The 26,518-nt window shown below is 67.7% G+C and carries 24 protein-coding genes; 15 read left to right on the forward strand and 9 right to left on the reverse strand.

Annotated features, from left to right (window positions below):
• Window positions 1-11: 11 nt before the first annotated feature.
• From AC3A35_RS14295 to AC3A35_RS14355, 13 genes are all read left to right on the forward strand, one after another.
• A complete protein-coding gene (locus AC3A35_RS14295; RefSeq protein WP_487436804.1) occupies window positions 12-1,619 on the forward strand; it encodes a carboxyl transferase domain-containing protein in 1,608 nt (535 codons plus the stop codon).
• Between the two features lie 51 nt (window positions 1,620-1,670).
• Window positions 1,671-2,471, forward strand: a complete 801-nt coding sequence (locus tag AC3A35_RS14300; RefSeq protein ID WP_487436805.1) for an enoyl-CoA hydratase/isomerase family protein — start codon at window positions 1,671-1,673, stop codon at window positions 2,469-2,471.
• Entirely contained in the window at window positions 2,471-4,468 is a 1,998-nt protein-coding gene (locus AC3A35_RS14305; protein ID WP_487436806.1) for an acetyl/propionyl/methylcrotonyl-CoA carboxylase subunit alpha, read from the forward strand. The genes AC3A35_RS14300 and AC3A35_RS14305 overlap by 1 nt, the downstream gene beginning before the upstream one ends.
• 165 nt (window positions 4,469-4,633) lie before the next feature.
• Window positions 4,634-6,322 (forward strand): AMP-binding protein, encoded by a 1,689-nt coding sequence (locus AC3A35_RS14310; RefSeq protein ID WP_487436808.1) that lies wholly within the window; start codon window positions 4,634-4,636, stop codon window positions 6,320-6,322.
• 28 nt (window positions 6,323-6,350) lie between these two features.
• A complete protein-coding gene (locus tag AC3A35_RS14315; RefSeq protein ID WP_487436809.1) occupies window positions 6,351-7,286 on the forward strand; it encodes a hydroxymethylglutaryl-CoA lyase in 936 nt (311 codons plus the stop codon).
• Window positions 7,287-7,298: 12 nt separating this feature from the next.
• The gene (locus AC3A35_RS14320; protein WP_487436810.1) at window positions 7,299-7,505 is read left to right on the forward strand and encodes a DUF1289 domain-containing protein; all 207 of its coding nucleotides are present in this window, start codon (window positions 7,299-7,301) and stop codon (window positions 7,503-7,505) included.
• Complete coding sequence (locus AC3A35_RS14325; RefSeq protein ID WP_487436811.1) at window positions 7,502-7,690, forward strand: DUF1289 domain-containing protein; 189 nt, start codon at window positions 7,502-7,504, stop codon at window positions 7,688-7,690. The genes AC3A35_RS14320 and AC3A35_RS14325 overlap by 4 nt, the downstream gene beginning before the upstream one ends.
• Window positions 7,687-8,607 (forward strand): MBL fold metallo-hydrolase, encoded by a 921-nt coding sequence (locus tag AC3A35_RS14330; protein WP_487436812.1) that lies wholly within the window; start codon window positions 7,687-7,689, stop codon window positions 8,605-8,607. Before AC3A35_RS14325 ends, AC3A35_RS14330 begins: the two co-directional genes overlap by 4 nt.
• 85 nt (window positions 8,608-8,692) lie before the next feature.
• Window positions 8,693-10,153: an alanine/glycine:cation symporter family protein gene (locus tag AC3A35_RS14335; RefSeq protein ID WP_487436813.1), complete on the forward strand. Its 1,461-nt coding sequence runs from the start codon at window positions 8,693-8,695 to the stop codon at window positions 10,151-10,153.
• Between the two features lie 81 nt (window positions 10,154-10,234).
• Entirely contained in the window at window positions 10,235-11,110 is an 876-nt protein-coding gene (gene rapZ, locus AC3A35_RS14340) for an RNase adapter RapZ (RefSeq protein WP_487436814.1), read from the forward strand.
• Window positions 11,107-11,496, forward strand: a complete 390-nt coding sequence (locus AC3A35_RS14345; RefSeq protein ID WP_487436815.1) for a NusG domain II-containing protein — start codon at window positions 11,107-11,109, stop codon at window positions 11,494-11,496. The genes rapZ and AC3A35_RS14345 overlap by 4 nt, the downstream gene beginning before the upstream one ends.
• A complete protein-coding gene (locus tag AC3A35_RS14350; protein ID WP_487436816.1) occupies window positions 11,477-12,055 on the forward strand; it encodes a Gx transporter family protein in 579 nt (192 codons plus the stop codon). The genes AC3A35_RS14345 and AC3A35_RS14350 overlap by 20 nt, the downstream gene beginning before the upstream one ends.
• A gap of 34 nt (window positions 12,056-12,089) precedes the next feature.
• Window positions 12,090-12,281 (forward strand): hypothetical protein, encoded by a 192-nt coding sequence (locus AC3A35_RS14355; protein WP_487436817.1) that lies wholly within the window; start codon window positions 12,090-12,092, stop codon window positions 12,279-12,281.
• A 10-nt stretch (window positions 12,282-12,291) separates the two neighbouring features.
• On the opposite strand, the gene AC3A35_RS14360 is transcribed toward AC3A35_RS14355, so the two are convergent.
• Window positions 12,292-13,173, reverse strand: a complete 882-nt coding sequence (locus AC3A35_RS14360) for a dienelactone hydrolase family protein (RefSeq protein ID WP_487436818.1) — start codon at window positions 13,171-13,173, stop codon at window positions 12,292-12,294.
• A gap of 200 nt (window positions 13,174-13,373) precedes the next feature.
• On the opposite strand from AC3A35_RS14360, the gene AC3A35_RS14365 reads away from it, so the two are divergent.
• On the forward strand, window positions 13,374-14,273 hold the full coding sequence (locus AC3A35_RS14365) for an LOG family protein (RefSeq protein ID WP_487436819.1): 900 nt from the start codon (window positions 13,374-13,376) through the stop codon (window positions 14,271-14,273).
• Between the two features lie 25 nt (window positions 14,274-14,298).
• Here AC3A35_RS14365 and AC3A35_RS14370 read toward each other — a convergent pair whose 3' ends face one another.
• Window positions 14,299-14,820: an N-acetyltransferase family protein gene (locus tag AC3A35_RS14370; RefSeq protein ID WP_487436820.1), complete on the reverse strand. Its 522-nt coding sequence runs from the start codon at window positions 14,818-14,820 to the stop codon at window positions 14,299-14,301.
• 292 nt (window positions 14,821-15,112) lie between these two features.
• Between AC3A35_RS14370 and AC3A35_RS14375 the strand changes: the two genes are divergently transcribed.
• Window positions 15,113-16,342: an Eco57I restriction-modification methylase domain-containing protein gene (locus AC3A35_RS14375; RefSeq protein ID WP_487436821.1), complete on the forward strand. Its 1,230-nt coding sequence runs from the start codon at window positions 15,113-15,115 to the stop codon at window positions 16,340-16,342.
• A 144-nt stretch (window positions 16,343-16,486) separates the two neighbouring features.
• Here the strand turns inward: AC3A35_RS14375 and AC3A35_RS14380 are convergent, their stop codons facing one another.
• The 7 genes from AC3A35_RS14380 to putA all read right to left on the reverse strand — a co-directional run bounded on the left by AC3A35_RS14380 (window position 16,487) and on the right by putA (window position 26,420).
• Window positions 16,487-17,392 (reverse strand): DMT family transporter, encoded by a 906-nt coding sequence (locus tag AC3A35_RS14380; RefSeq protein ID WP_487436822.1) that lies wholly within the window; start codon window positions 17,390-17,392, stop codon window positions 16,487-16,489.
• 168 nt (window positions 17,393-17,560) lie between these two features.
• Window positions 17,561-18,274, reverse strand: coding sequence for an ABC transporter ATP-binding protein (locus AC3A35_RS14385; protein ID WP_487436914.1), 714 nt, complete (start codon window positions 18,272-18,274; stop codon window positions 17,561-17,563).
• The gene (locus AC3A35_RS14390) at window positions 18,274-19,125 is read right to left on the reverse strand and encodes an ABC transporter ATP-binding protein (protein WP_487436823.1); all 852 of its coding nucleotides are present in this window, start codon (window positions 19,123-19,125) and stop codon (window positions 18,274-18,276) included. Before AC3A35_RS14390 ends, AC3A35_RS14385 begins: the two co-directional genes overlap by 1 nt.
• Window positions 19,122-20,450, reverse strand: a complete 1,329-nt coding sequence (gene livM, locus AC3A35_RS14395) for a high-affinity branched-chain amino acid ABC transporter permease LivM (protein ID WP_487436824.1) — start codon at window positions 20,448-20,450, stop codon at window positions 19,122-19,124. The genes AC3A35_RS14390 and livM overlap by 4 nt, the downstream gene beginning before the upstream one ends.
• A complete protein-coding gene (locus AC3A35_RS14400) occupies window positions 20,450-21,364 on the reverse strand; it encodes an ABC transporter permease subunit (RefSeq protein ID WP_487436825.1) in 915 nt (304 codons plus the stop codon). The genes livM and AC3A35_RS14400 overlap by 1 nt, the downstream gene beginning before the upstream one ends.
• 114 nt (window positions 21,365-21,478) lie before the next feature.
• Window positions 21,479-22,573 carry a branched-chain amino acid ABC transporter substrate-binding protein gene (locus AC3A35_RS14405; RefSeq protein WP_487436826.1) on the reverse strand — a complete coding sequence of 365 codons (1,095 nt, stop codon included), beginning with the start codon at window positions 22,571-22,573 and terminating at the stop codon, window positions 21,479-21,481.
• Between the two features lie 163 nt (window positions 22,574-22,736).
• Window positions 22,737-26,420, reverse strand: coding sequence for a trifunctional transcriptional regulator/proline dehydrogenase/L-glutamate gamma-semialdehyde dehydrogenase (gene putA, locus AC3A35_RS14410; RefSeq protein ID WP_487436827.1), 3,684 nt, complete (start codon window positions 26,418-26,420; stop codon window positions 22,737-22,739).
• Between the last annotated feature and the right edge of the window lie 98 nt (window positions 26,421-26,518).

A 26,518-nucleotide genomic window follows, 5' to 3' on the forward strand; every position in this document is an offset into this window, starting at 1 on the left:
AGGGAGCCACCATGAGCATCATCAAATCCGCGATCAACCCGCGCAGCGAAGACTTCCAGGCCAACGCCAGGGCCCTGCGCGGGCTGGTCGAAGACCTGCGCGACAAGGCCGCCGAGGTTGCGCTGGGCGGTGGCGAATCGGCCCGCGCCAAGCACACCGCGCGCGGCAAGCTGCTGCCGCGCGACCGCGTCGGCCACCTGCTCGACCCCGGCACCCCCTTCCTCGAAGTGGGGCAGATGGCGGCCTGGGGCATGTACGACAACGAGGCCCCGGCCGCCGGCGTGATCACCGGCATCGGCCGGGTGCAGGGCGTCGAGTGCATGATCGTGGCCAACGACGCCACGGTGAAGGGCGGCACCTACTACCCGATGACGGTCAAGAAGCACCTGCGCGCGCAGGAGATCGCCGAGCAGAACAACCTGCCCTGCGTCTACCTGGTCGACTCGGGCGGTGCCTTCCTGCCGCGCCAGGACGAGGTCTTCCCCGATCGCGACCATTTCGGCCGCATCTTCTACAACCAGGCCAACATGAGCGCCAGGGGCATCCCGCAGATCGCGGTGGTGATGGGCTCGTGCACCGCGGGCGGCGCCTACGTGCCGGCGATGTCGGACGAAACCATCATCGTGCGCAATCAGGGCACCATCTTCCTCGGCGGCCCGCCGCTGGTGAAGGCCGCGACCGGCGAAGTGGTCACCGCCGAAGACCTCGGCGGCGGCGACGTGCATACGCGGCTCTCGGGCGTGGCCGACCACCTGGCCGAGAACGACACCCACGCCCTCTACCTGGCACGGCGCATCGTCTCCAACCTGAACCGGGTCAAGCCGGTCAATCTGGCGCTCGGGCAGGGCGAGGAGCCCGCCTACGACCCGGAAGAGATCTACGGCATCATCCCCACCGACAGCCGCAAGCCCTTCGATGTGCGCGAGATCATCGCCCGCGTGGTCGACGGCTCGCGCTTCGACGAGTTCAAGGCGCGCTACGGCACCACCCTGGTGTGCGGCTTCGCCCAGCTCTACGGCTACCCGGTGGGCATCGTCGCCAACAACGGCATCCTGTTCGGCGAATCGGCGCAGAAAGGCGCGCACTTCATCGAGCTGTGCGGTCAGCGCGGCATCCCGCTGCTGTTCCTGCAGAACATCACCGGCTTCATGGTCGGGCGCAAGTACGAGAATGCCGGCATCGCCAAGGACGGCGCCAAGATGGTGACCGCGGTCGCCACCGTGCAGGTGCCCAAGATCACCACCCTGATCGGCGGCAGCTTCGGCGCCGGCAACTACGGAATGTGCGGGCGCGCCTACAGCCCGCGCTTCCTGTGGATGTGGCCCAACAGCCGGATCAGCGTGATGGGCGGCGAGCAGGCCGCCAGCGTGCTCGCCACCGTGCGCCGCGACGGCATCGAGACCAAGGGTGGGGCGTGGAGCAAGGACGACGAGGAGGCCTTCAAGGCGCCGATCCGCGATCAGTACGAACTCCAGGGTCATCCCTATTACGCCACCGCGCGGATGTGGGACGACGGCGTGATCGACCCGGCGCAGACCCGGCGCACGCTGGGGCTGAGCCTGTCGGCGGCGCTGAATGCGCCGATCGCACCGACCAAGTTCGGCGTGTTCCGGATGTAATCGGGCTATTCGATAGTGATTGAATCCGCCCACCCGAGGCGAGGAGACACGATGTACGAAACGCTGGAAATCGAACTGAAGCAGGGCGTGGCCACGGTGTGGATGAACCGCCCGGATGTGCACAACGCCTTCAACGCGCAACTGATCGCCGAGCTCACCGCCGCCTTCCGGCAACTCGACGGTGACGAGGCGGTGCGCGTGGTGGTGCTGGCGGGGCGGGGCAAGAGCTTTTCCGCCGGCGCCGACCTCAACTGGATGAAGGCCGCGGGCGAGGCGAGCGAGGCGGAGAACTTCGCCGATGCGATGAAGCTCGCCGGCATGCTGCGCACCCTGGCCGGGATCAACAAACCGACCATCGCGCGTGTGCATGGCGCGGCGCTGGGCGGCGGCATGGGCCTGGCCTCGGCCTGCGACATCTGCGTGGCCGCGGACAAGGCGGTGTTCGCCACCTCCGAGGTCAAGTTCGGGATCATTCCGGCGGCGATCAGCCCCTATGTGATCCGCGCCATCGGCGAGCGCCAGTCCTATCGCTACTTTCAGACCGCCGAGCGCATCGGCGCCGCGCGTGCGGCAGAGATTGGTCTCGCCCATGAGGTGGTGGGTGCCGACGTGCTCGACGCCAGGGTGGAAGAGATCGTCCAGTCCCTGCTGCAGGGCGGGCCCAAGGCGCAGGCCGCGGCCAAGGACCTGATCCGCGCGGTCGCCAACCGCCCGCTGTCCGACGCGGTGGTGGAAGACACCGCGCGGCGCATTTCCAGCCTGCGCGCCACGCCCGAAGCAAGGGAGGGCCTCGACGCCTTCCTCGCCAAGCGCCCGGCCGCCTGGGTTTCGCAGGAACAAGGAGAAAAATAGTGTTCGACAAGATCCTGATCGCCAATAGAGGCGAGATCGCCTGCCGCGTCATCAAGACCGCCCGCCGCATGGGCGTGAAGACGGTGGCGGTGTATTCCGAGGCCGATGCCAACGCACGCCACGTGCGCATGGCCGACGAAGCGGTGCTGATCGGCCCGGCAGCGGTCAAGGAAAGCTATCTGGTGATCGACAAGATCATCGCCGCAGCCAAGGCCACCGGCGCGCAGGCGATCCACCCCGGCTACGGCTTCCTGTCCGAGAACGAGGCCTTCTGCCACGCCTGTGACGAAGCCGGCATCGTCTTCATCGGCCCGCCGGTATCCGCCATTCGCGCCATGGGCTCGAAGTCCGAGGCGAAGAAGATCATGGGTGCGGCCGGTGTGCCGCTTACGCCGGGTTACCACGGCGACGAGCAGGACCCCGCGCACCTGCACCAGCAGGCCGACGGCATCGGTTACCCGGTGCTGATCAAGGCCGCGGCCGGTGGTGGCGGCAAGGGCATGCGGCTGGTGGAGAAGTCCGAGGACTTCATCGACCTGCTCGCCTCGTGCAAGCGCGAAGCGATCTCCAGCTTCGGCGACGACCATGTGCTGATCGAGAAGTACATCACCCGTCCGCGCCACATCGAGATCCAGGTGTTCGGCGACAGCTTCGGCGACTGCGTGTATCTGTTCGAGCGCGACTGCTCGGTGCAGCGGCGTCACCAGAAGGTGCTCGAAGAGGCGCCCGCGCCGGGCATGACTGCCGAGCGCCGCGCCGCGATGGGCAAGGCCGCGGTCGAGGCGGCCAAGGCGGTGGGCTACGTCGGGGCCGGCACGGTGGAGTTCATCGCCAACCAGGACGGTACCTTCTACTTCATGGAGATGAACACCCGGCTGCAGGTCGAGCACCCGGTGACCGAGATGATCACCGGCCTGGACCTGGTCGAATGGCAGTTGCGCGTCGCGTCCGGCGAGCCGCTGCCGCTCGCCCAGGAGCAGCTGCAGATCCGCGGCCATGCGCTGGAGGCGCGGATCTACGCCGAGGACCCGGCCAAGGGCTTCCTGCCCTCGACCGGCAAACTCGTGCACCTCGCCCCGCCCGCCGAGGACCTGCATGTGCGGGTCGACACCGGGGTCGAGGAGGGCGACGAGATCAGCCCGCACTACGACCCGATGATCGCCAAGCTCATCGTCTGGGACGTGAACCGCGACCGTGCGCTCGCGCGCATGCTGCAGGCGCTGGCCGACTACCGCGTGGTCGGGGTGTCGAACAACATCGAATTCCTGTCGCGGCTCACCGCCTGCCCGGCCTTTGCCGGCGCCGATCTCGACACCGGCCTGATCGAACGCGAGAAGGCCTATCTGTTCCCGGAGGGCGAAACCGTGCCCGACGAGGTGTTCCTGATCGCCGCGCTGGCCGAGCTGCTGCGCGAGTCCGCGCGTGCCGGGAAAGCTGCCGGGCGCAATACCGATCCGCACTCGCCGTGGCATGCGCGCGACGGTTGGCGGCTCAACGCCACCGCCCGGCGTGCGCTGATGTTCCGCCACGGCGAGGCCGAGCACACCGTCGACGTCGCCTACCTGCCCGGCGCCTACCGGCTCGGGATCGGCGGCCGCAGTGTCGAGGCGCGTGGCGAGCTTAATGCCCGCGGTCTGCTGCGGGTGGAACTGGACGGCACCCGGATGGACGCCACCGTGATCGCCGCCGCCGGCCGTCGCCACGTCTTTGCCAAGGGCCGTGCGTGGCAGCTCGCCGCGGTCGACCCGCTGCATTTCGGCGGCGAAGGCGGCGGTGCCGAGGGCGGCCTGCTGGCGCCGATGCCGGGCAAGGTGATCGCGCTGATCGCCACCGCCGGCGCCAAGGTGGAGAAGGGCGCGCCGCTGCTGATCCTGGAAGCGATGAAGATGGAGCACACCATCAACGCACCGGCCGCCGGCACGGTGAAGGCCTTCCGCTTCGCGGTGGGCGACCAGGTGACCGATGGCGCCGAGCTGGTCGAGTTCGAGGCGGGCTGAAGGCCGCCCGGAATGGCATGGTAGCAGCGGGTTTTGTAGGGCCGCTCAGTCGGCCACGATGCTCGGGCCGGGGGGGCATGCCCGGATCGCCACTTGCGGCGGGTTGAAACCCGCCCTACCGGCCTGCGTGGGCGAGCTGCATGGGAACGAGGAGACATCACAAGAATGAGCACACTGAGCTATGTACATGGCGCCTCCGAAAAGGCGCTGATCGGCCAGACCATCGGCCGTTTCTTCGACGAAGCCTGCGCCCGCCATGCGGAACGCGATGCGTTGGTGGTGCGCCACCAGGGCGTGCGTCTGACCTATGCCGGACTCAAAAACAAGGTCGATGCCCTGGCCTGCGGGCTGATGCGGCTGGGGCTGCAGCCGGGCGAGCGTATCGGGATCTGGTCGCAGAACAACCTGGAGTGGGCGCTGACCCAGTTCGCCAGCGCCAAGGCGGGGCTGGTGCTGGTCAACATCAACCCGGCCTATCGCCGCGCCGAGCTCGAGTACGCGCTGAACAAGGTCGGCTGCCGTGCGCTGGTGCTGTCGCCGACCTTCAAGAGCAGCAACTACCTCGAAATGCTCGCCGAGTTGGCGCCCGAACTGGGTCACTGCGAGCCCGGCCTGCTGCGCAGCCATGTGCTGCCGACCCTGGAGTTCGTGATCCGCCAGGGGGTCGAGTGTACGCCCGGCATGCTCAATTTCGACGACCTGCTCAAGGCGCCGGCGCGCGACGAGCTCACCGCGCTGGCGCTGCTGAGCGAGAAGCTGCAGTTCGACGATCCGATCAACATCCAGTTCACCTCGGGTACCACCGGCCACCCCAAGGGTGCGACCCTGTCGCACCACAACATTCTCAACAACGGCTATTTCGTCGGTGAGGCGATCGGGCTGGTGGCGGGCGACCGCCTGTGCATCCCGGTGCCGCTGTACCACTGTTTCGGCATGGTGATGGGCAACCTCGGTTGCCTGACTCACGGCGCCACCATGGTGTATCCGGGCGAGGCCTTCGAGCCGCTGGCGGTCCTCGAGGCGGTGGCCGAGGAGAGATGCACCGCGCTGTATGGGGTGCCGACCATGTTCATCGCCGCGCTCGACCATCCGCGCTTTGCCGAGTTCGACCTGGCGGCACTGCGCACCGGGATCATGGCCGGCAGCCCGTGCCCGATCGAGGTCATGAAGCGGGTGATCGACAAGATGCACATGCGTGAGGTGACCATCGCCTACGGCATGACCGAGACCTCGCCGGTGAGCTTCCAGAGCGGCACCGACGACCCGCTCGACCGCCGGGTGTCCACCGTCGGCCGCATCCAGCCCCACTGCGAGGTCAAGATCGTCGACAACGAAGGCCACATCGTGCCGCGCGGCACCCCGGGCGAGCTATGCACCCGTGGCTATTCGGTGATGCTCGGCTACTGGGGCGACGAACAGAAAACGCGCGAAGCGATCGATGTCGCCGGCTGGATGCACACCGGCGACCTCGCCACCATCGACGACGAGGGCTATTGCAGGATCGTCGGCCGGATCAAGGACATGGTGATCCGCGGCGGCGAGAACATCTATCCGCGCGAGATCGAGGAGTTCCTCTATCGCCACCCCAAGGTGCTCGACGTGCAGGTGGTGGGGGTGCCCGACGTCAAGTACGGCGAGGAGCTGTGCGCCTGGATCATCGCGCGCGAGGAAGGCACCCTCACCGAAGACGAGGTGCGTGCCTTCTGCCAGGGCCAGATTGCGCACTACAAGATTCCGCGCCACATCCGCTTCGTCGACAGCTTTCCGATGACGGTGACCGGCAAGATCCAGAAATTCCTGATCCGCCAGAAGATGAAGGAAGAGCTGGGCATCGACGACGCGCGCTCCGCCTGAGTCGGTCGTCACCATGATGGAGAATTGCATGTCGAACCCCCTTCCTGCGCGCGTGCGCATCGTCGAGGTCGGCCCGCGCGACGGGCTGCAGAACGAGAAGCAGCTGGTGTCCGCCGACACCAAGGTCGAGCTGATCCGCCGCCTGGCCGCGGCCGGGCTGAAGACCATCGAAGCCACCTCCTTCGTGTCGCCGAAGTGGGTGCCGCAGATGGGTGACAACACCGAGGTGCTCGGCCGGGTGCTGGCGACGCCGGCGCCGGGCGTGGACTACCCGGTGCTGACCCCCAACCTGAAGGGCTTCGAGGCCGCGCTCGCGGCGGGCGCGCGCGAGGTCGCAGTGTTCGGCGCAGCGTCCGAGTCCTTCAGCCAGAAGAACATCAACTGTTCGATCGCCGAATCGCTCGAACGCTTTCGTCCGCTCACCGCGGCGGCGCAGGCCGCCGGGGTGAAGGTGCGCGGCTATGTGTCGTGCGTGGCCGGCTGCCCCTACGAAGGGGCGGTGGCCCCGGACAAGGTCGCCGAAGTGGCGGAAACCCTGCTGTCGATGGGGTGTTATGAAATCTCGCTCGGCGATACCATCGGTTCGGGCAATCCGGTCACCGTGCAGCGCATGCTCGAGGCGGTGATGCGGCGGGTGCCGGTGCAGCGGCTTGCCGGCCACTACCACGACACCTACGGCATGGCGGTGGCCAACATCCACGCCTCGCTGCAGATGGGGGTGGCCGTGTACGACGCCTCGGTCGGCGGGCTCGGCGGCTGCCCTTACGCCGCCGGCGCGTCGGGGAACGTTGCCACCGAGGACGTGGTCTGGTTGCTGAGTGGCATGGGCATCCATACCGGCATCGACCTCGAACGCCTGGTCGATACCGCCGCCTGGATCAGCGCCGAACTCGGACGCGCTCCCGCTTCGCGGGTCGCCCGCGCGGTGCTGGCCAAACGGGCGATGGCGGCGGGTACAAACTGAACAGGAAACGCAATGAGCATCGCATCACCCTGCATCAACATTTGCCATATGAGCGCCGACACCGGCTGGTGCGAGGGCTGTCAGCGCAGTATCGACGAGATCACGCGCTGGAGCCGGGCGAGCGATGCCGACAAGCGCCGGATCCTTGCCGCGGTGGCCGATCGGCGTGACCTGCTCGGCCTGGCGCCGCTGGCGGACATTGAAGGAGCGGGCGCATGAGCGACGCGCTGTGTGTCGGAGTGTGCATGATCGACTGGGATGCCGGGGTCTGCCTCGGCTGCGGCCGGACCGCGGACGAGATCAATGGCGTGCCGGTTCCGCCGCCGCCGGCCGACCTGCAGCCGCCCAAACCCGCGCCGCTGCCGCCCAACGTGGCGGCACAGGTGGGCGAGGGCAGTGATTGAGCGCCGCACTGCGCTTTCCGGCCAGTCTCCAGGTATTCGAGCGCGGCTGGCTGTCGGCCAACAACATCCTGCTGTTCGACGGCGATGACGCCACCCTGATCGACACCGGCTACCTCACCCATGCCGACCAGACCGTGGCCCTGGTGCGCGCCGCGCTCGACGGGCGCCGCCTGCGCCACCTGATCAACACCCACTCGCACTCCGACCACATCGGTGGCAACGCCGCGGTGCAGCGCGCGTTCGGCTGCACGATCACGGTGCCGGCGGGCATGGCCGACGCCATCGCGTGCTGGGACGAGGACGCGCTGCTGCTGAGTACCGCACGCCAGGTCGGCGAGCGCTTTTCCGCCGATGCACTGCTCCAGCCGGACGCGCGCTTCGTCGCCGGCGAACTCGAATGGCAGGCACTCGCAGTGCCCGGCCACGACATGGACGCACTGGCCTATTACAACGCCGAGCGTCGCATCCTGATCTCGGGCGATGCGCTGTGGCGCGACGGCTTCGGCATCCTGTTCGCCGACGTGCTCGGCACCGGGGACGGGCTCGGCGAGGCGCGCCGCACGCTGGAGGCGATCGGCCGGCTGGCAGTGGATGCGGTGATTCCCGGCCATGGCGCGCCCTTCTCCGACTTCGACGATGCGCTCGAACGCGCCTTCGCCCGTCTGCGTGCGTTCGAGGACGACGGCGCGCGGATGGCGCGCAACGCGATTCGCGGGTGCATGAGCTTTGCGCTGATGGCCACCCGTCGCATGGCGCTCGACGCGTTGCCGCAGCACCTGGCCGAGACGCCGCTCTATCGCGAGGCGAATGCCCGGTTCCTCGGCATGAGCCCGGATGCGCTCGCGGCATGGCTGGTGGGCGAGCTCGAACGTGCCGGCGTCGCCCTGCGCGAAGGCCCGGATCTGGTCGCGCGCTGAGCACTGCGGATGGTGCAGTGGGCGCGCCCGGCCCGAGCCGGCCGGCATACAATGCCGGTCATTGCGCGAACGCGGGGAGCCAAGCATGGAACAGTGGGTCGATGGCATCAACAGCCTGGTGTGGAGCCCCGCGCTGGTCTATCTATGCCTCGCGGTCGGGCTGTATTTCTCACTCAAGACCCGCTTCATGCAGGTCCGCCATCTGGCCGAAATGGTGCGGCAGATGTTCCGCGGCCGCAGTTCCGAGGCCGGCGTATCGTCGTTTCAGGCCCTGACCATCGCCCTCTCCGGCCGCGTCGGCACCGGCAACATCGCCGGCGTGGCCACGGCGATTGCCTTCGGCGGGCCGGGCGCGGTGTTCTGGATGTGGATGGTGGCCTTCCTCGGCGCGTCCACCGCCTACATCGAATCCACCCTCGGGCAGATCTACAAGATCAAGCACCACGGTTTGTATCGCGGTGGACCGGCGTACTACATCGAAGCCGGACTGGGTTGGCGCGCCTACGCCATCGTGTTCGCCCTGGTCACCGTGTTTGCCAACGGTCTGCTGCTCCCCGGGGTGCAGACCAACAGCATCGCGGTGGCCATGGAGAACGCCTTTGGCGTGGCCCCGGCGGTGACCGGCACGGTGATCGTCATCCTGCTCGGAGTGATCGTGTTCGGTGGCGTACGCCGCATCGCCCAGGTGACCCAGATCGTGGTGCCGTTCATGGCGCTGGGCTATGTGCTGGCGGCGGCGGTGGTGATCGTCCTGAACATCGAGAAGCTGCCGGGCGTGATCGGGCTCATTCTGTCGTCGGCCTTCGGCTTCGAGGCCGGCTTCGGCGCCATGATCGGCCTGGCGATCCAGTGGGGGGTGAAGCGCGGCGTGTATTCCAACGAGGCGGGGCAGGGCTCGGGGCCGCATGCGGCGGCGGCGGCGGAAGTGTCGCACCCGGCGGCGCAGGGGCTGGTACAGGCCTTTTCGGTGTACATCGACACCCTCTTCGTGTGTTCGGCCACCGCCTTCATGATCCTGATCGCCGGCACCTACAACGTCAGCGGCCCGGACGGGGCGCCGATCTTCACCGGCCTGGCCGGCATCGCGGTCGGCACCGGCTACACCCAGGCAGCGATGGAGTCGGTATTACCCGGTTTCGGTAGCGTGTTCGTGGCGGTGGCGCTGTTCTTCTTCGCCTTCACCACCGTGCTCGCTTACTACTATATCGCCGAGACCAATCTCGCCTATCTCACCCGTAATGTACATTCGGACATCATGGTGTTCCTGCTGCGCGTGGTCCTGATTGCCTCCGCGCTGTATGGCTGCGTTCGCACCAGCGAGCTGGCCTGGGGCCTGGGCGACATCGGCGTCGGCATCATGGCGTGGCTCAACATCGTCGCCATCGTGGTGTTGCGCCAGCCCGCCATGCTCGCCCTGAAGGACTACGAGGATCAACAGCAGGCCGGCCACCTGCAACCGCAGTTCGACCCGCGGCGGCTCGGCATCGACCACGCCGACCTCTGGGTGAGCCGGGCTGAACGTCGGCTCCGCGCCGAGGTCGATTGATCACCGGCTGCGCGAACGGGGCAGAACTCTTCGGGCTGTGCTTCCGTTATAGTGGCCTCACCTCTTTTTCTGTCTGGTGTCATGCAGATCGTACTGATCAGTGGGCTGTCGGGTTCGGGCAAGAGCATTGCGCTCAATGTGCTCGAAGACGCGAGCTATTTCGTGGTGGATAACCTGCCGGCGACGCTGTTGCCGCAACTGGTGGCGACCCTGCACGGCGGGGGCTACCATCGGGTGGCGGTAGCGGTGGATGTGCGCTCGGGCGCGAGCATTGCGGCGCTGCCCCAGCAGCTCGACACCTTGCGCGAAATCGTCACCGACCTGCGCTTCATCTTCCTCGAAGCCCGTGACGACACCCTGATCGCACGCTTTTCCGAAACCCGCCGCCGCCATCCGCTGGCCGACGAAGGGATTACGCTGGACGAGGCCATCCAGCGCGAGCGCGATGCGCTGGCACCGATCTCGGAGCTGGGGCACCGCATCGATACCAGCGACATGCACCCGAACACCTTGCGCGCGTGGGTGAAGGATTTCATCCACGCCGAGGCGGGATCCGGGCTGACGCTGATGTTCCAGTCGTTCGGCTTCAAGCACGGCATCCCGATGGACGCCGATCTGGTGTTCGACGTGCGCTGTCTGCCCAATCCGCATTACGATCCGCGCCTGCGTCCGCTCACCGGGCGCGATCAGCCGGTCATCGACTTCCTCGAACGAATCCCCGAGGTCGGCCGCATGGCCGAAGATATCCGCCGCTTCCTTGCCAACTGGCTGCCGTGCTATATCCGCGACAACCGCAGTTACCTGACCGTCGCGATCGGCTGCACCGGGGGCCAGCATCGCTCGGTCTATATCGCCGAGTGGCTGGCGCAGCGTTTCCGCGACAACGCCCAGGTGCTCGTGCGGCATCGCTCCGCGGCGCGGCGTGAGGCCGACCGGGCTGCCGCCGCCGGCAAGTGATCCGCATTCCGGCCGACTGGCGGGCGCTGCTGCGACCGGGTGACTGGCTGGTCATCGCGGCGGGGCTGGGGCTATGCGTCTATTCCGGTGTCGGCCTGTGGACCGCAGGCGCGCCCGACGGCGCGATCGTGCGTGCCGGCGGCAAGGTCGTTGCCGAGACCGATCTGTCGCGTGCCCGTACCATCGAGGTTGCCGGGCCGCTGGGCACGACCCTGATCCAGATCGAACCCGGGCGCGCTCGGGTCGCGTCCGACCCAGGGCCGCGTCAGTATTGCGTGCGCCAGGGATGGCTCGATCGTGCCGGCGCGGTGGCGATCTGCGCGCCCAATGAAGTCAGCCTGGTGCTCACCGGGCGCGGTACCGACTATGACTCGCTCAACTATTGAACTGAAGCCGACGGTCGAAGACCGTCGCATTGCGCGCCATGCGGCGGCGGCGATCGTGCTGACGGTGGCCGAGGCGGCCATTCCGCTGCCGTTGCCCGGGGTCAAGCCGGGCTTGGCCAACATCGTCACCCTGGTGGTACTGGCGCGCTGGGGCTGGCGCGAGGCGGTGTGGGTTTCGCTGCTGCGGGTGTTTGCCGGCAGCCTGCTGCTCGGGCAGTTTCTCGCCCCGGGGTTTTTCCTCAGCCTGTCTGGCGCGGTCGCCAGCCTGCTGGTGCTGGGCCTGGCGATGCACCTGCCGCGGCGCTGGTTCGGTCCGGTGAGTCACAGCATCCTCGCCGCATTTGCCCATATCGGCGCGCAATTGGTGGTGGCCCGGCTGTGGCTGGTGCCGCACGATGGCGTGTTCTACCTGGTGCCGGTATTCGCCGCCGCGGCGGTGCTGTTCGGTCTGGTCAATGGCCTGGTCGCCGGGCGCCTGCTGCAGGAACTGGCCATCGAGGAGGCTGCCGCGAGATCGGCGGAACGCGCGTCCGAATGTACCGTCAAACCTCCAGCCTGAACATGCGCCGGGTCGTGGGCGCGGGAGAGACGGGATGTACAAGCGCTTGTGGCGTTTGCTCACCGGGCTGGTGGCGATCGCCTGTGGTATCGCTTTTGGTCTGCTGGCCGGAATGGGCTTGGTGCGTGCGGATCAGCCGCCCGGCGAGGCAAGGAGCCAGGTGGTATGCAGCGAAGGCGTCGCTTCGGCTACGCCTTCGGCATCGGCAGGGCGGTCAGACCGGTGACGGTAACGGCCTATACGCCGTTGCGGCTGAACCAGTCGAGCAAGCGCTGCCACCCGTCCGCGGCTTCGGTGGGACGAAAACTCGGACGGTAGTCGGCATGGAAGGCATGGGGGGCCTCCGGGTACACCACGATCTCGCCGGCTTTGCCCGCGGCCTTGAGTGCGGCGCGCATGGCCTCCACATCTTCGAGCGGAATGCCCTGGTCCTTGCCCCCATATAGCCCGAGCACCGGTGCATGAAGACCCGCGACCACATCGATCGGATGCTGTGGCGTCAGCTCGGAAGGCGCGCCGTCGAGACGGCCGTACCAGGCAACCGCGGCTTTCAGCTTCGGGTTGCGCGCGGCATACAGCCAGGCGATGCGGCCGCCCCAGCAGAACCCGGTGATCGCCAGCCGCTCAGGGTCGCCGCCCTGGCCGGTGGCCCATGCGGCGCAGGTATCGAGGTCCTCCATGACTTGGGCGTCCGGGACCTTGGACACGATGCCCGCGATGATCGCGCCGACGTTGTCGACCTTGGTCGGATCGCCCTGGCGGAAGTACAGCTCGGGTGCGATCGCGAGATAGCCGGCCTTGGCCAGGCGGCGGCACACGTCGCGGATATGCTCATGCACGCCGAAGATTTCCTGCACCACGAGCACCGTCGGCAATTTCGCGCCGCCGGTCGGTCGGGCAGAATAGACGGGCAGTTCAACGTTGCCGACCTTGATCCTGTCCTCGCCTGCATCCAGCCCCTTGGTATCGGTGCTGATTATGGTGGTGGCGTGCACCGGCTGTACCGCGAGGGCGAATCCGGTGGCGGCGAGGGTCGCGACAAACTCGCGGCGGCCCAGCCGTGCGGCTGGCAACAGGCTGTCGAACTCGCTGCTGATCGACGGGATGACTTCTGGCATCGGGGTCTCCTGTTATGGTTCGAGCATGAAACATCGAGGGTCGGCTGTATTGAATCGTAGCAGCCGACACAATGGAGTGGGGCGCGCTGGCGGAGTTCCGCCGCGCGCCTTGCGTAGGGGCGGACAACAGCGTCACTTGCAATTCTCTATGTTGCAGTGCAACATCAAGGTACGAAATCATCATGCATCGGAGACGAATCATGAACAAGAAGAGTCAGCTGAAGGCGCGCAACTTTCCGTCGGCCCAGGACGAGGCGGCCTCGGTTCGCGTGCCGTCGCGTTATGCCGGCCCGGGAAGCTCCTACGGCATGGCCTATGCGGACACCGAGTTCCTGTTGCGCCAGGAACTGCGCCCGGTGCGCATGCAGCTCGAACTGATGAAACCCGAGCTGATCCAGCAGGATCAGGGCGTGGAGTCCACCATCGTCATCTTCGGCAGTGCACGCTTCAAGGCGCGTGAGGAGGCCGAAGCGATGCTGGAGAAGGCGACCGCGGCGGGTCACCCGGATGCGATCCGCCACGCCGAGCGGATGGTGGCGAACGTGCGCTACTACGATGCGGCGCGTCGTTTCGCCGAGCTGGTGACGCGTGATGCCGATGCCCTTGGCGAGCGCGTGATCATTACCACCGGTGGCGGCCCGGGGATCATGGAGGCGGGCAACCGCGGCGCCTTCGAGGCCGGCGGGCGCAGCATGGGGATGAGTATTCACCTGCCCTTCGAGGAAGATCCGAACCCCTACATCACCCCCGAGCTCTGTTTCCAGTTCCACTATTTCGCCATCCGCAAGATGCACTTCCTGATGCGGGCGGTGGCGCTGGTCAGCTTCCCCGGCGGCTTCGGCACCATGGACGAGTTGTTCGAGGTGCTGACCCTGGCGCAGACGCGCAAGATCCGGCGCCGCCCGATCATCCTGTTCGGACGGGCGTTCTGGGACCGCGTGGTGAACTTCGAGGCGCTCGCCGACGAGGGCGTGATCAGTCACGGAGACCTCGACCTGATTCACTACGTCGAAACCGCCGAAGAGGCCTGGGATGCCATCAAGCAGACCTACACCGAGGGCGACCCGACGATGACCGCACGCCAGGTGCGCGAGGGCTGACCGTCCGTCCGGCCGCGGGCCGCGATCAGCCGTCGCGCGGTTCGGCCGGAGTATCGAGCCTGAGCTGGTAGAAGGCGAGATCCAGCCAGCGCCCGAACTTGAAACCCGCTTCGCGGATCGTGCCCGCATGGCTGAAGCCGAGGCGCTCGTGCAACGCAATGCTCGCGGCGTTGCCGGCGTCGATCGCGCCCACCAGCAGGTGGCGGTCCTGCTGCCGGGCGCGTTCGATCAATGCCTGCAGCAGCACTCCGCCCACGCCCTGGCCGCGGAAGTCGGGATGGACGTACACCGAGTGTTCGACCGCATACTTGAACGCCGGATAGGCGCGGAAGCTGCCGTAGCTGGCGAATCCCGCGAGCCGCCCGGCGTCGTCCTCCAGCCCGATGACCGGAAAACGGCCATGCTGTCTGGTCTCGAACCAGGCGCGCATGCTCTCCGGCGGGCGCGGGTCGTACTCGTAGAGCGCGGTCGAGTTCAGGATCGCATCGTTGAGCAGGCCGAGGATCGCGTCGGCATGGCGTGCGGGGTTGCAGTCGACGAGATGCATGGCGATGACGGCAGAGTCATGGGAGTGTCGCGACTGTAACCGAGGATGGGCGGCGCCGCACCCGGCGGCATGGGCGCGGGCGAAGTCTGCGCTCAGTGCTGCAGGAGGCAGACCGGTGGCGCCGGATCCGTCCCGGCTGCGCAATGGAATGCCGGGTTTTGTTTGCGCGCGCGGCCGGCCGGCGTTATCGTCGCCTCCCGTCCTGTTCCGCACCCTGCATGATGAATTCCGTTCCCCGCTCCAGCCGATCGCCTGCCGGCATGCGCGTGTCCGACTCGTGGCGGTTCGAGGCATGAGCGCCCAACTCGGTCTCGATCTGCGCGACGTCGCCGCGCTCGGCCAGATCTTCACCCCCGAACCTGCGGTGCACGCCATGCTCGCGCTGCGCCGCAGGCAGGGACGCGTGCTCGAACCGTCCTGCGGCAACGGTGCCTTTCTGCGTCATCTGCCGGATGCGGTCGGGCTCGAACTCGACGCCAACCACTGCCCGCCCGGGGCCAGGGTGATGGATTTCTTTGCCTATCCCGATCGTGAGCAGTTCGACACCATCATCGGCAACCCGCCCTATGTGCGCTTCCAGGATATTCCGCCAGCAACCCGTCAGCTGCTCGAAGGCGGGCATTTCGACGGCCGCTCCAATCTCTACCTGTTCTTCATCGAGAAGTGTCTGCGCCACCTCGCCCCCGGCGGTGAGCTGATCTTCATCACCCCGCGTGACTTCCTCAAGGCCACTTCGGCGGTCAAGCTCAACCGCCTGTTGTTCGACCAGGGTACGATCACCGACGCGATCGAACTCGGCGATGCACGCGTGTTCGCCGACGCGGTGCCCAATTGCCTGATCTGGCGCTTCGAGAAAGGCTGCTTCGGGCGTGCCATGCGCCATGCCGAGATCGGTACCGCGGACGACCTGGCCGCGGCGCTTGCGGCGCCGGCGTGGGAAACCCGTCACCTGGTGGAGTGCGGCGGTCACCTGATGTTCGCTGCCGGCGACTATCCGTTGCGCCTGTCGGACGTGGCCTTCGTCAAGGTCGGTGCGGTATCGGGGGCGGACGACATCTACACCGATCCCGTACACGGCAGTCGCGACTTCGTGTGTTCGTCCACGGTCTCGACCGGCCACACCCGGCGCATGATCTGGACCGAACCCGGCGAGCCGCCGCCTGCGGTCCTGCATCCTCACAAGCCGCGCCTGCTCCAGCGCAAGGTCACCCGCTTCGACGAGGACAACTGGTGGATGTGGGGCCGGCTGCACTATCGCAGCGAGCGGCCACGGGTGTACGTGAATGGCAAGACCCGCGTCGCACGGCCCTTTTTCGTCCACGACTGCAAGGACTACGATGGCGCCGTGCTGGCGATCTTTCCGCGCCGCGACGACATCGATCCGGTCGCGTTTCGCGATGCGCTCAACGCTGTCGACTGGGCCGATCTCGGTTTCGTCTGCGACGGGCGCTTCCTGTTCACCCAGCGCAGCCTTGAAAATGCGCCCTTGCCGGCAGCCTTCGAGGCGTTTCGCCCGGGCTGAGCGGTCGCATCGGGATAGCTATGAGGGACTGGACCTGATCGCCGGGCGCGGACGGACACCGGCGCGTGATCGCGGACCTGGCGGCGCAAACCGCGGTGCCGCTGGCCCGCCTCCCGAATAGGCGCTTGACTCCGACAGCCGTATCTACGGGCGCTTCTCGCCCTTTGCTGCCAGGTAGATCCCGGCCAGCAACAGGCTGAAGCCGACGAACTGCAGCGGCGCGAAGCCTTCGCCGAAGATGATGAAGGCCATCAGCGCGCTGCCGACCGGCTCGCCCAGGGTCACCACCGCGACGAAGGTCGCCGACACGTAGCGCAGCGACCAGTTGTACGACGTGTGGCCGAGCAGCTGCGGTCCCAACGCCATCGCCAGCAGCACCAGCCAGGCGGTGTTCGAATGGTCGAACAGGCTGATGTCGCCGATCCCGCTGGCGACGAATAGGAACACGCCGGCGGTGCCGTAGGCGAGCCAGATATAGGCCGGCAGGCCGAGTCCCGCGCGCAGCCGGCGACCGATCAGCAGGTAGGCGGAAAAGCACCAGCTGCCGATCAGCGCGAGCAGATTGCCCAGCATCGGGCTGGTGCCGGGCGCCGCGCTCTGGCTGTCGCTCCAGAAGATGAACAGGCTGCCCGCGAGCGACAGGGCGATGCCACCGACCATCATCGTGCTCGGGCGCTCGCGGAACAGCACGAAGGACGCCAGCCCGATCCACAACGGGTTGGTGGTGACCAGGGCGGTGCTCGAGGCGACCGAAGTGTATTCGAGCGAGGTGATCCAGGTCGCGAAATGCAGTGCGAGGAAGAATCCGGCCGCGAGTGCCATCGCCATCTGCCTTGCCCCGAGCCGGGCGAGGTCGTGCCGCGATTGCAGCAGCGCGAACGGGGTGACGATGAGCGCCGCCAGCCCCAGCCGCCAGGTGGCGACCGCGAGCGAACTCACGCCCTCCGCCTGCGCCAGGCGGGCGAGGATGGCGCCGAAGGAGATCGCGGTGAGGCCGATGCCGAGGACGACGAAGGGGAGCCAGCGGGCAGGGCTAGGGGATGAAGACATCAAAGCGTCGCAGTGGTCGTGGATCGGGAAAAGACCGGCCCGGCGGTCGTATCGAAGCGCAGGCGCCGGTGAGCGGGTGGACGGCGCGAGGACGGTCCGGGCCCGCACGCGAGTTCCGCAGCGACCGGAACGAGCGCCCCGCCCGCTCACCCGTCCCCGCACCAGGGTTCAGGCGTGCCCGCCCTCGAGATAGGCCGCGCGCACCTCCGGGCTGGCGAGCAGTTCGGCGCCGCTGCCGGCGAGCGTGATCTCGCCGTGCTGCAGCACATAGCCGCGATGCGCCACGCGCAGCGCCTGGTTGGCGTTCTGCTCGACCAGCAGGATGGTCATGCCGTGGTCGCGGTTGAGCTCGCGTACGATCTGGAAGATCTTGCGGATGTAGATCGGTGCCAGTCCGAGCGAGGGTTCGTCGAGCAGCAGCAGTTTCGGCCGACTCATCAGCGCGCGGCCGATGGCCAGCATCTGCTGCTCGCCGCCGGACAGGGTGCCGGCGCGCTGGCCCTGACGCTCCTCGAGGATGGGGAACATCGCATACATGCGCGCGATGTCGGCTGCGTAGTTCGCCGGATCGCCCTGGGCGGCGCCGATCTGCAGGTTCTCGAGCACCGTCATGCGCGGGAAGATGTGCCTGCCCTCCGGGACCAGCGCGATGCCGCGACGGGCGATGGCATGCGTGTGCAGCCGGGTGATGTCTTCGCCGTCGAACACGATGCGTCCGGCGGAAGCCTGGGGGCTGCCGAACAGGCTCATCATCAGCGTCGACTTGCCCGCGCCGTTGGCCCCGATCAGGGTCACGATCTCGCCGACCTGAACCTCGACATCGACCCCGCGCAAGGCGTGGATGTGTCCGTAATGGGTGTGTACGCCCTCCATCGTCAGCATCATGGCATCAGCCCTCCGCCGGTCTGCGTGTGCTCGTCCTGGTCCTCATCCTCGCCCAGATAGGCCTTGATCACTTCAGGGTCGTTCTTCACCGTGTCGGGCGGTCCTTCGGCAATCTTGTGGCCGTAGTTGATGACGCAGATATGGTCGGATACGTTCATCACCACGCTCATGTCATGTTCGATCAGCAGGATGGAGATCCCTTGCTCGCCGCACAGATAGAGCAGCAGCTGGTTGAGCTCGGCCGACTCGCGCGGATTGAGGCCGGCGGCCGGTTCGTCCAGGCACAGCAGCACCGGGTCGACGCACAGCGCGCGTGCGATCTCGATGCGGCGCTGGGTGCCGTAGGGCAGGTCGCCGGCAGCGTGGTCGGCGTAGCGCGTGAGTTGCAGCCGGGTGAGCCAGGTCTCCGCCCGTGCGATCGCCTCCCGCTCGGCGCGGCGATAGCCGGGCAGGGCGAACAGGCCGGCGACCGAGAACTTCGACGCCTGCTGCAACACGTTGTGCTGGGCCACGATCAGGTTCTCGAGCACGGTCATCTTCGGGAACAGGCGAATGTTCTGGAAGGTGCGCACCACCTGGGCGTCGCGCGCCACGCGATGGCTGGGCAGGCTCTCCAGCTGCAGCTCGCCGCGTTGCGGATGGTTCAGCCGCAGGGTGCCCGTGGTCGGCTTGTAGAACCCGGTCAGACAGTTGAACAGCGTGGTCTTGCCCGCGCCATTGGGGCCGATGATGCCGGTGATCCTGCCCGCCGGCACCTCCAGCGACAGGTCGTCGATCGCGGTCAGGCCGCCGAAGCGCATGGTCAGCTGGCGTACCGAAAGCAGAGTAGCCGTGTTCGCGTCGGTCATCGTGCGCCCTCCCTGGCCTGGCCCACGCCCGCAGGCGTCAGGCGCAGCGTCGGTTCGCGGGTCGACAGCAGGCCGCCCGGCTTCCACACCATGATCAACACCATCGCCGCGCCGAACAGCAGCATCCGGTACTCGGCGAAATTGCGCCCGAACTCGGGGATCAGCACCAGCAGCGTGGCCGCCAGCACCACCCCCATCTGCGAGCCCATGCCGCCGAGCACGACGATGGCGAGGATGATCGCGGATTCGGTGAAGGTGAAGCTCTCCGGCGAGATGAAGCCCAGGCGGGCGGCAAAGAACACCCCGGCAAAACCACCCAGCATCGCGCCGATGGCGAATGCAGACAGCTTGATGTTGGTGGTGTTCATGCCCATCGCCTTGCACGCGATCTCGTCCTCGCGCAGTGCCTCCCAGGCGCGCCCCATCGGCAGCTTGCGCAGCCGCGAGACGAAGGCGTGGGTGAGCAGCGCCAGCACCAGGATCAGGTAATAGAGGAAGATCAGCCGGTGCATGGGCGAGAACTCGAGGCCGAAGAAGCCGGCGAAGGTCTGCTCGCCGTCCGCGGCGCTGCGGGTGAAATCGAGGCCGAAAAAGCTCGGTCGCGGAATCGAGCTGATCCCGTTCGGCCCACCGGAGAGCTCGGTCCAGTTCACCAGGATGATGCGGACGATCTCGCCGAAGCCCAGGGTCACGATTGCCAGGTAGTCGCCGCGCAGGCGCAGGATCGGATAGCCGAGCAGGATGCCGAAGCTGGCCGCGAGCGCGCCCGACACCGGCAGCGCTTCCCAGAAGCTCCAGCCGTACTGGGTGGACAGCAGCGCGTAGGAATAGGCCCCCACCGCATAGAACGCGACGTAGCCGAGGTCGAGCAGGCCGGCGAGGCCGACCACCACGTTCAGTCCCCAGCCGAGCATCACGTAGATCATCACCGTGGTGGCGGTATCGACCACGTAGCGGTTGTCGGAGAACATCACCGGCAGTGCGACCGCGGCCCCGAGCGCGACCCAGCCCAGCACATTGACCACTTTCTGGGCGCTGCCCGCGCGCTCGGCCGCGGTGGCGGTGCTGGCCCGGTCGCGGGCAAGTCTGTTCGCCCGCATGCGGTCGATCGCCCAGCGCAGCAGCAACCGGCCGGCGAAGGCGGTGGCAACGAAGATGGCGAGCAGGCCGAAGCGGGTGTCGACCACCAGCTTGCCGCCCCCGTCCACCGTGGTCAGGCCGATCAGCGGAATGCCCAGCACCAGGCTGACGAAGGCGACCCAGCCGGCGTCGCGCAGGCGCTCGGTCGGCGTCATCGCGTGACGCGCAAAGACGACGGCGCTCATCAGACCTTCTCCACTTCGGGACGGCCGAGCAGGCCCGACGGACGCAGCATCAGCACCAGGCACAGGATGCCGAAGGTGGCGACGTCCTTGTACTCGGCCCACAGATAGGCCGACCAGAACGATTCGATCAGACCGATCAGCAGGCCGCCCAGCATGGCGCCGGGCAGCGAGCCGATGCCGCCGAGCACCGCCGCGGTGAAGGCCTTGATCCCGGCCAGAAAGCCGATGAAGAAATCGACCACGCCGTAATACACCGTGACCATCACCCCGGCGACCGCGGCGAGCGCCGCACCGAGCATGAAGGTCAGCGAGATCGTGCGGTCGACGTTGATCCCGAGCAGCGCGGCCATGGTCCGGTCCTGTTCGCAGGCGCGCTGCTGGCGACCGAACGGGGTGCGGGTGATCATCCAGGTGAAGGCCACCATCAGCACCACGGTGACGACGATGATCAGCAGCTGGCTCCAGCCGATCTGCACGGTGAACGCGGGCGTGCTCCACACCTCGAATCCACCCTGGATCACCGGCGGGATCGGCTTTACCCGTGCGCCCTGGGTGAGCTGTACCGAGTTCTGCAGAAAGATCGACACCCCGATCGCCGAGATCAGCGGCGCCAGCCGGGTGGCCCCGCGCAGCGGGCGGTAGGCGGTGCGCTCCACTGCCCAGCCGTAGGCCGAGGTGAAGAAGATCGACACGATCAGCACGAAGGTCAGCGCCAGCGGCACCGAGCTGACGTCGGCGGCGGCGAGCAGGGTGAAGGCGGTGATCGCGATGAAGGCGCTCACCATGAAGATGTCGCCATGGGCGAAATTGATCATGCCGATGATGCCGTACACCATGGTGTAGCCGATCGCGATCAGGCCATACATGGCGCCGAGCGTCAGCCCGTTGATGAGTTGTTGCAGTGCGTAGGCCACGATGTCTCCCGCGGTGGCGGCGCGACGACCGGCCGGCGAGGCGGCGGCGTGCGCAGTTTGTGGTTTTCCGGGGGTACCGCCATCCAGCAGGCGCCGGACGGCGGTGAGGGAGGCTTACTTCGCGTAGTCGTACTGGCCGCCCTTCCAGCGATAGACGACGAAGCCGGGCGCCTTCTGGTCACCCTTGGCGTTGAACGACAGGTCGCCGATCACGGTCTTGAAGGTGCCGCCGCGCATGGCCTTTTCCAGATCCTTGTATTTCGTGCTCTTGGCCTGGGTCGCCGCCTGCTCGAACAGCTGCATGGCCGCATACGCATACAGCACGTAGCCTTCCGGTTCCACCTTGGCGTCACGGAACTTCTTCACCACCGGCGCCGCCTCCGGATTCTTGCGGGCGTCGGGCGAGAAGGTGAACATCACGTTGTCGGCGGCCGGGCCGGCGGCGGTCACCAGTTCGGAGTTGGTCATGGTGTCGCCGCCCATCACCGTGAGCTGCAGCCCGGCCTGCTGGGCCTGGCGCAGGATCAGCGCGACCTCGGTATGGTAGCCGCCGTAGGCCATCACTTCGACCCCCGCCTGCTTGAGCTTGGTGACGATCCCGGAGTAGTCCTTCTCGCCGGCGGTGATGGATTCGCGCAGCGTGGGCTTCACCCCCTTGGCGCTCATCGCCTTGGCGATCTCGTCGGCCAGACCCTTGCCGTAGGCGCTCTTGTCGTCAACCACGGCGATCTTCTTGTCCTTGAAGGTGGTGGCGAGGTAGTCGCCGGCGACCAGGCCCTGCTGGTCGTCACGACCCATGATGCGGAACACGTTGTTCAGCCCGCGCTCGGTCACCTGCGGGTTGGTCGACACGGTTGCCATCGGGATGTCGGCCTCGTTGTATACGTCAGAGGCCGGGATGGTCGAGCTCGAACACCAGTGACCGTGCATGAACACGATGTTGCGGTTGACCATGGTGTTGGCCACCGAAACGGCCTGCTTGGGGTCGCAGGCATCGTCGCCGATCTCGAGCTTGAGCTTCTCGCCGAGCACGCCACCGCGGGCGTTGATGTCGGCGATCGCCATCTCCGCGCCCTTGCGGATCTGATCGCCGGCAGAGGCGTACTGGCCGGTCATCGGACCGGCAATGGCCACCGGCAGGTCGGCCAGCGCGGGCGTGGACAGCGCACCGAGGGTCAGGCAGGCGGTGGCAAGCAGATTTCTTTTCATCAAGGGTCTCCTCATATTGACGTGGTCTTGCAGGTGCTGCGAGTCACCCGACATGCCGACCGCTGCGGTCGTGCAAGCCGTGTAGCTTATGCCAACCAGGGGGCGGCGCCATCCGTGCTCGCCCTAGGTGTATGGGTTCGGGGGCGATCGGAGCGAGTGCTCATCACGATCCCATCGTCATCAGGCTGGCATTGCCGCCGGCCGCAGCGGTGTTGATGCTGACCGTGCGTTCGTGCACCAGGCGGGTCGGGTCGTACTCGGGCTCGGGACAGAGCAGCGACACGATCGGACCGTTGCGCCCGGCGAGGCGGATGCGCCAGTTGTCGGCATCGGCTTCGGTGCCGTCGAACAGCAGGGCGGCGAAGGGCTGCTCGAACCAGCCGGCGCTCAGGCTCACCTGGGCACCGACCGGGTCGGGCATGGCCTCGAGCAGGCCCCGCAGCGACGGCTCGTCGCCGAACACGATGCGGTTGCCGGTGGCGAGCGCGGCGAGAATCTGGTGCAGGCGGCCGACGGTGCTGTCGGCCACGCCGGCCACCAGCCCACGCGCGACGAAGCGCAGGCTGTTGTCTTCGCCAGTGGGGCCGGTGAGGATGAGTCGCAGGCCGTTGACTCGCTTGCTGCGGTAGGCGTCGATACGGTCGCGCAGCACGGCGACGTCGTCGCCTTCGATCAGCGCCCGTGCGGGGCCATCGAGCCAGTCGACGAAGGCGCGGAAGGCTTCGCCGTCGGCGGTCTGCCCGGCGCGCTCAAACACCGGTCCGGGGCTGCGCTGCAGCAGGCGGTGCAGGTAGAGCGGCCCGCCCGCCTTCGGTCCGGTGCCGGACAGGCCCTCGCCGCCGAAGGGCTGCACCCCCACGACCGCACCGATCATGTTGCGATTGACGTACAGGTTGCCGACATGGGCCCGTCGGATGACCTCGGCGATGGTCTCGTCGATGCGCGAATGGACGCCCATGGTGAGGCCGTAGCCGGCCGCATTGATGTCGTCGAGCAGGCGCTCGAGCCCGGCCGCGCGGTAGCGCAGCACGTGCAGCACGGGACCGAACTGCTCGTCCCCGAGGGCGCCGAGCGCGTCGATCTCGATGAGGGTCGGGGCGACGAAGGTCCCCGCGCTGCAGGCCGCGGGCAGCGGCAGGCGGGTGACCCGGGCGCCGCTCGCCCGCATCGCGGCGACGTGACGCTCGAGCCCGGCGCGGGCGTCGGCGTCGATCACCGGGCCGACGTCGATGCGCACGTCGGCCGGGTTGCCCACACTCAGTTCGCCGGCCGCACCGGCCAGCATCGCGAGCACGGTGTCGGCAATCTCGTCCTGCAGGCACAGCACGCGCAGCGCCGAGCAGCGCTGGCCGGCGGAGTCGAAGCTGGAGGCGAGGACGTCGCCGACCACCTGCTCGGCGAGCGCGGTGGAGTCCACGATCATCGCGTTCTGGCCGCCGGTCTCGGCGATCAGCGGCACCCGGCCGCCGCGCGCGGCGAGCGTACGGTTGATCAGGGTCGCCACCGCGGTCGAGCCGGTGAACATCACCGCACGCACGCGCGGGTCGGCCACCAGTGCCGCCCCCACGGTCTCGCCGCGGCCCGGCAGCAGTTGCAGCGCCGCCACCGGGACACCGGCGGCGTGGAACAGGCGCACCGCGGCGGCAGCGATCAGCGGCGTCTGCTCAGCCGGCTTGGCCAGCACCGGATTGCCGGCGGCGAGCGCCGCGGCCACCTGCCCGCTGAAGATCGCGAGCGGGAAGTTCCACGGGCTGATGCACAGCACCGGCCCGAGCGCGGGATGGGTGCCGTTGTCGAAGCCGCGCGCCTGGGCCGCATAGTAGCGGCAGAAGTCCACCGCCTCGCGCAGCTCGGCCACCGCGTTGGCCCACGACTTGCCGGCTTCGCGGATCGCCAGCGCCATCAGCTCGTCCGCATCGCGCTCCATCAGCTCGGCAGCGCGCTCGAGGCAGGCGGCGCGCTGCGCCGGGGTCTGCATCGCCCACCCGGGCGCAGCCATGGTGGCCGCGGCAAGCGCCGCTTCGATCGCGACCGGATCCGCTTTGGTCACGCTGCCGACGATGTCCCCGTGATCGGCCGGGTTCCGCACCGGGGACGGGGCGCCGCTGGCGGCCGGCACCTCCTGCGCCAGCACCGGTGCGGCATGGTGCTGGCTGGCACGGCTGTCGGCCAGGGCGGCGGCGATACGGCCGCGCACCGTTTCGCTGGCCAGATCGTGGCCGGCCGCATTGCGCCGCTCGGTGCCGTACAGCTCGGTGGGCAGCGCAATGCGCGGATGCGGTGCACCGGCGAGCGGATGGGCTTCATCCACCGGGTCGGCGATCAGCGCGTCGATCGGCACCTTCTCGTCCACGATCCGGTTCACGAAGCTGCTATTGGCGCCGTTCTCGAGCAGGCGGCGGACGAGGTAGGCGAGCAGGGTCTCGTGACTGCCGACCGGCGCGTAGATGCGCACCATGCGATGGCGCTGCGCGTGGCCGACGATCTGGTCGTAGAGCGGTTCGCCCATGCCGTGCAGGCACTGGAACTCGTAGTCGCCGACCTGGTAGGCGTCGCCGGCGAGGTGGAAGATCGCCGCCAGGGTGTGCGCGTTGTGGGTGGCGAACTGCGGGTAGATCGCGTCGCGTGCGGCCAGCAGCTTTTTCGCGCAGGCGAGGTAGCACACGTCGGTGTAGACCTTGCGCGTGAACACCGGGTAGCCGTCCGCACCGTCGACCTGGGCGCGCTTGATCTCGGCGTCCCAGTAGGCGCCCTTGACCAGCCGTACCGACATGCGTCGGCCGCTGCGGCGGGCGAGATCGACGATCCAGTCGAGCACGCATGGCGCACGCTTCTGGTAGGCCTGCACCACAAAGCCCAGGCCTTGCCAGGCGGCGAGTTCGGTGTCGAGCGCGAGCGCTTCGAGCAGGTCGAGCGACAGGTCCAGGCGGTCGGCCTCTTCGGCATCGATGTTGAGCCCGATGTCGTAGTGTTTGGCCAGCAGGCACAGCGACTTCAGCCGCGGCAGCAGTTCGTCCATCATGCGCGTGCGCTGCGACCACACATAGTGCGGGTGCAGTGCCGACAGCTTGACCGAGATGCCGTTGCCATCGACCACGCCGCGCCCGCCGGCAGCCTTGCCGATGGCGTGGATCGCCTGTTCGTAGGCGGCGAGGTAGCGGCCCGCGTCGGCTGCGGTCATGGCCGCCTCGCCGAGCATGTCGAAGGAGTAGCGATAGCCGCGCTTCTCGGCGCTGCGGCCGCGCGCCAGGGCTTCGTCGATGTCGCGGCCGGTGACGAACTGCTCGCCGAGCATCCGCATCGCCAGGTCCATCCCCTTGCGGATCAGCGGCTCGCCACCGCGGGCGAGCATGCGGGTGAGCGCGCTCGACAGGCCTTCCGCGCTGCTGGTGGACACCAGCCGTCCGGTGACGAGCAGGCCCCAGGTTGCGGCATTGACGAACAGCGACGGGCTGTTGCCCAGGTGCGCGCGCCAGTCGCCATGCGCCAGCTTGTCGCGGATCAGGCGATCGGCGGTGGCCTTGTCGGGAACGCGCAGCAGGGCTTCGGCCAGGCACATCAGGGCCACGCCTTCCTGGCTCGACAGCGAGAACTCCTTCATCAGCGCATCGACGCCGCTGGAGCGGCTGCGCCGGGTGCGCAGGCCCACTACCAGGCCGGAGGCGAATTGATGGATACGCGCCTGCAGCGCGACATCGACCCGTGCCGCGGCAACCAGGGGTGGCACGCAGACCGGTTCGGGCAGGCGCCACGCGGCGCTGATCTGCCGGCGCAGTTCGGTGCGCGGTTCGCGGGGCAGGGCCGCGGCGGCCGGATCGAAGGTGGCAAGGAACTCGGGGTGGCTCACGACGCGTACTCCTGCAGGCGGTATCGGGATTCGCGCAGTCAGGGGCGCGATCGATATGGCTGCATTTTTCCCCGAAAACTGCAGTTAATGGCTCCAAA

The sequence above is a fragment of the Azoarcus sp. Soil_N_20 genome, from assembly GCF_057656155.1.

Excerpts from the sequence above, each read along its gene's own strand:
- AC3A35_RS14295 (WP_487436804.1), top strand. The coding sequence starts at position 12 with ATGAGCATCATCAAATCCGCGATCAACCCGCGCAGCGAAGACTTCCAG.
- AC3A35_RS14300 (WP_487436805.1), top strand. The coding sequence starts at position 1,671 with ATGTACGAAACGCTGGAAATCGAACTGAAGCAGGGCGTGGCCACGGTG.
- AC3A35_RS14310 (WP_487436808.1), top strand. The coding sequence starts at position 4,634 with ATGAGCACACTGAGCTATGTACATGGCGCCTCCGAAAAGGCGCTGATC.
- AC3A35_RS14315 (WP_487436809.1), top strand. The coding sequence starts at position 6,351 with ATGTCGAACCCCCTTCCTGCGCGCGTGCGCATCGTCGAGGTCGGCCCG.
- AC3A35_RS14320 (WP_487436810.1), top strand. The coding sequence starts at position 7,299 with ATGAGCATCGCATCACCCTGCATCAACATTTGCCATATGAGCGCCGAC.
- AC3A35_RS14325 (WP_487436811.1), top strand. The coding sequence starts at position 7,502 with ATGAGCGACGCGCTGTGTGTCGGAGTGTGCATGATCGACTGGGATGCC.
- AC3A35_RS14335 (WP_487436813.1), top strand. The coding sequence starts at position 8,693 with ATGGAACAGTGGGTCGATGGCATCAACAGCCTGGTGTGGAGCCCCGCG.
- rapZ (WP_487436814.1), top strand. The coding sequence starts at position 10,235 with ATGCAGATCGTACTGATCAGTGGGCTGTCGGGTTCGGGCAAGAGCATT.
- AC3A35_RS14350 (WP_487436816.1), top strand. The coding sequence starts at position 11,477 with ATGACTCGCTCAACTATTGAACTGAAGCCGACGGTCGAAGACCGTCGC.
- AC3A35_RS14355 (WP_487436817.1), top strand. The coding sequence starts at position 12,090 with ATGTACAAGCGCTTGTGGCGTTTGCTCACCGGGCTGGTGGCGATCGCC.
- AC3A35_RS14360 (WP_487436818.1), bottom strand. The coding sequence starts at position 13,173 with ATGCCAGAAGTCATCCCGTCGATCAGCAGCGAGTTCGACAGCCTGTTG.
- AC3A35_RS14365 (WP_487436819.1), top strand. The coding sequence starts at position 13,374 with ATGAACAAGAAGAGTCAGCTGAAGGCGCGCAACTTTCCGTCGGCCCAG.
- AC3A35_RS14370 (WP_487436820.1), bottom strand. The coding sequence starts at position 14,820 with ATGCATCTCGTCGACTGCAACCCCGCACGCCATGCCGACGCGATCCTC.
- AC3A35_RS14375 (WP_487436821.1), top strand. The coding sequence starts at position 15,113 with ATGAGCGCCCAACTCGGTCTCGATCTGCGCGACGTCGCCGCGCTCGGC.
- AC3A35_RS14380 (WP_487436822.1), bottom strand. The coding sequence starts at position 17,392 with ATGTCTTCATCCCCTAGCCCTGCCCGCTGGCTCCCCTTCGTCGTCCTC.
- AC3A35_RS14385 (WP_487436914.1), bottom strand. The coding sequence starts at position 18,274 with ATGCTGACGATGGAGGGCGTACACACCCATTACGGACACATCCACGCC.
- AC3A35_RS14390 (WP_487436823.1), bottom strand. The coding sequence starts at position 19,125 with ATGACCGACGCGAACACGGCTACTCTGCTTTCGGTACGCCAGCTGACC.
- livM (WP_487436824.1), bottom strand. The coding sequence starts at position 20,450 with ATGAGCGCCGTCGTCTTTGCGCGTCACGCGATGACGCCGACCGAGCGC.
- AC3A35_RS14405 (WP_487436826.1), bottom strand. The coding sequence starts at position 22,573 with ATGAAAAGAAATCTGCTTGCCACCGCCTGCCTGACCCTCGGTGCGCTG.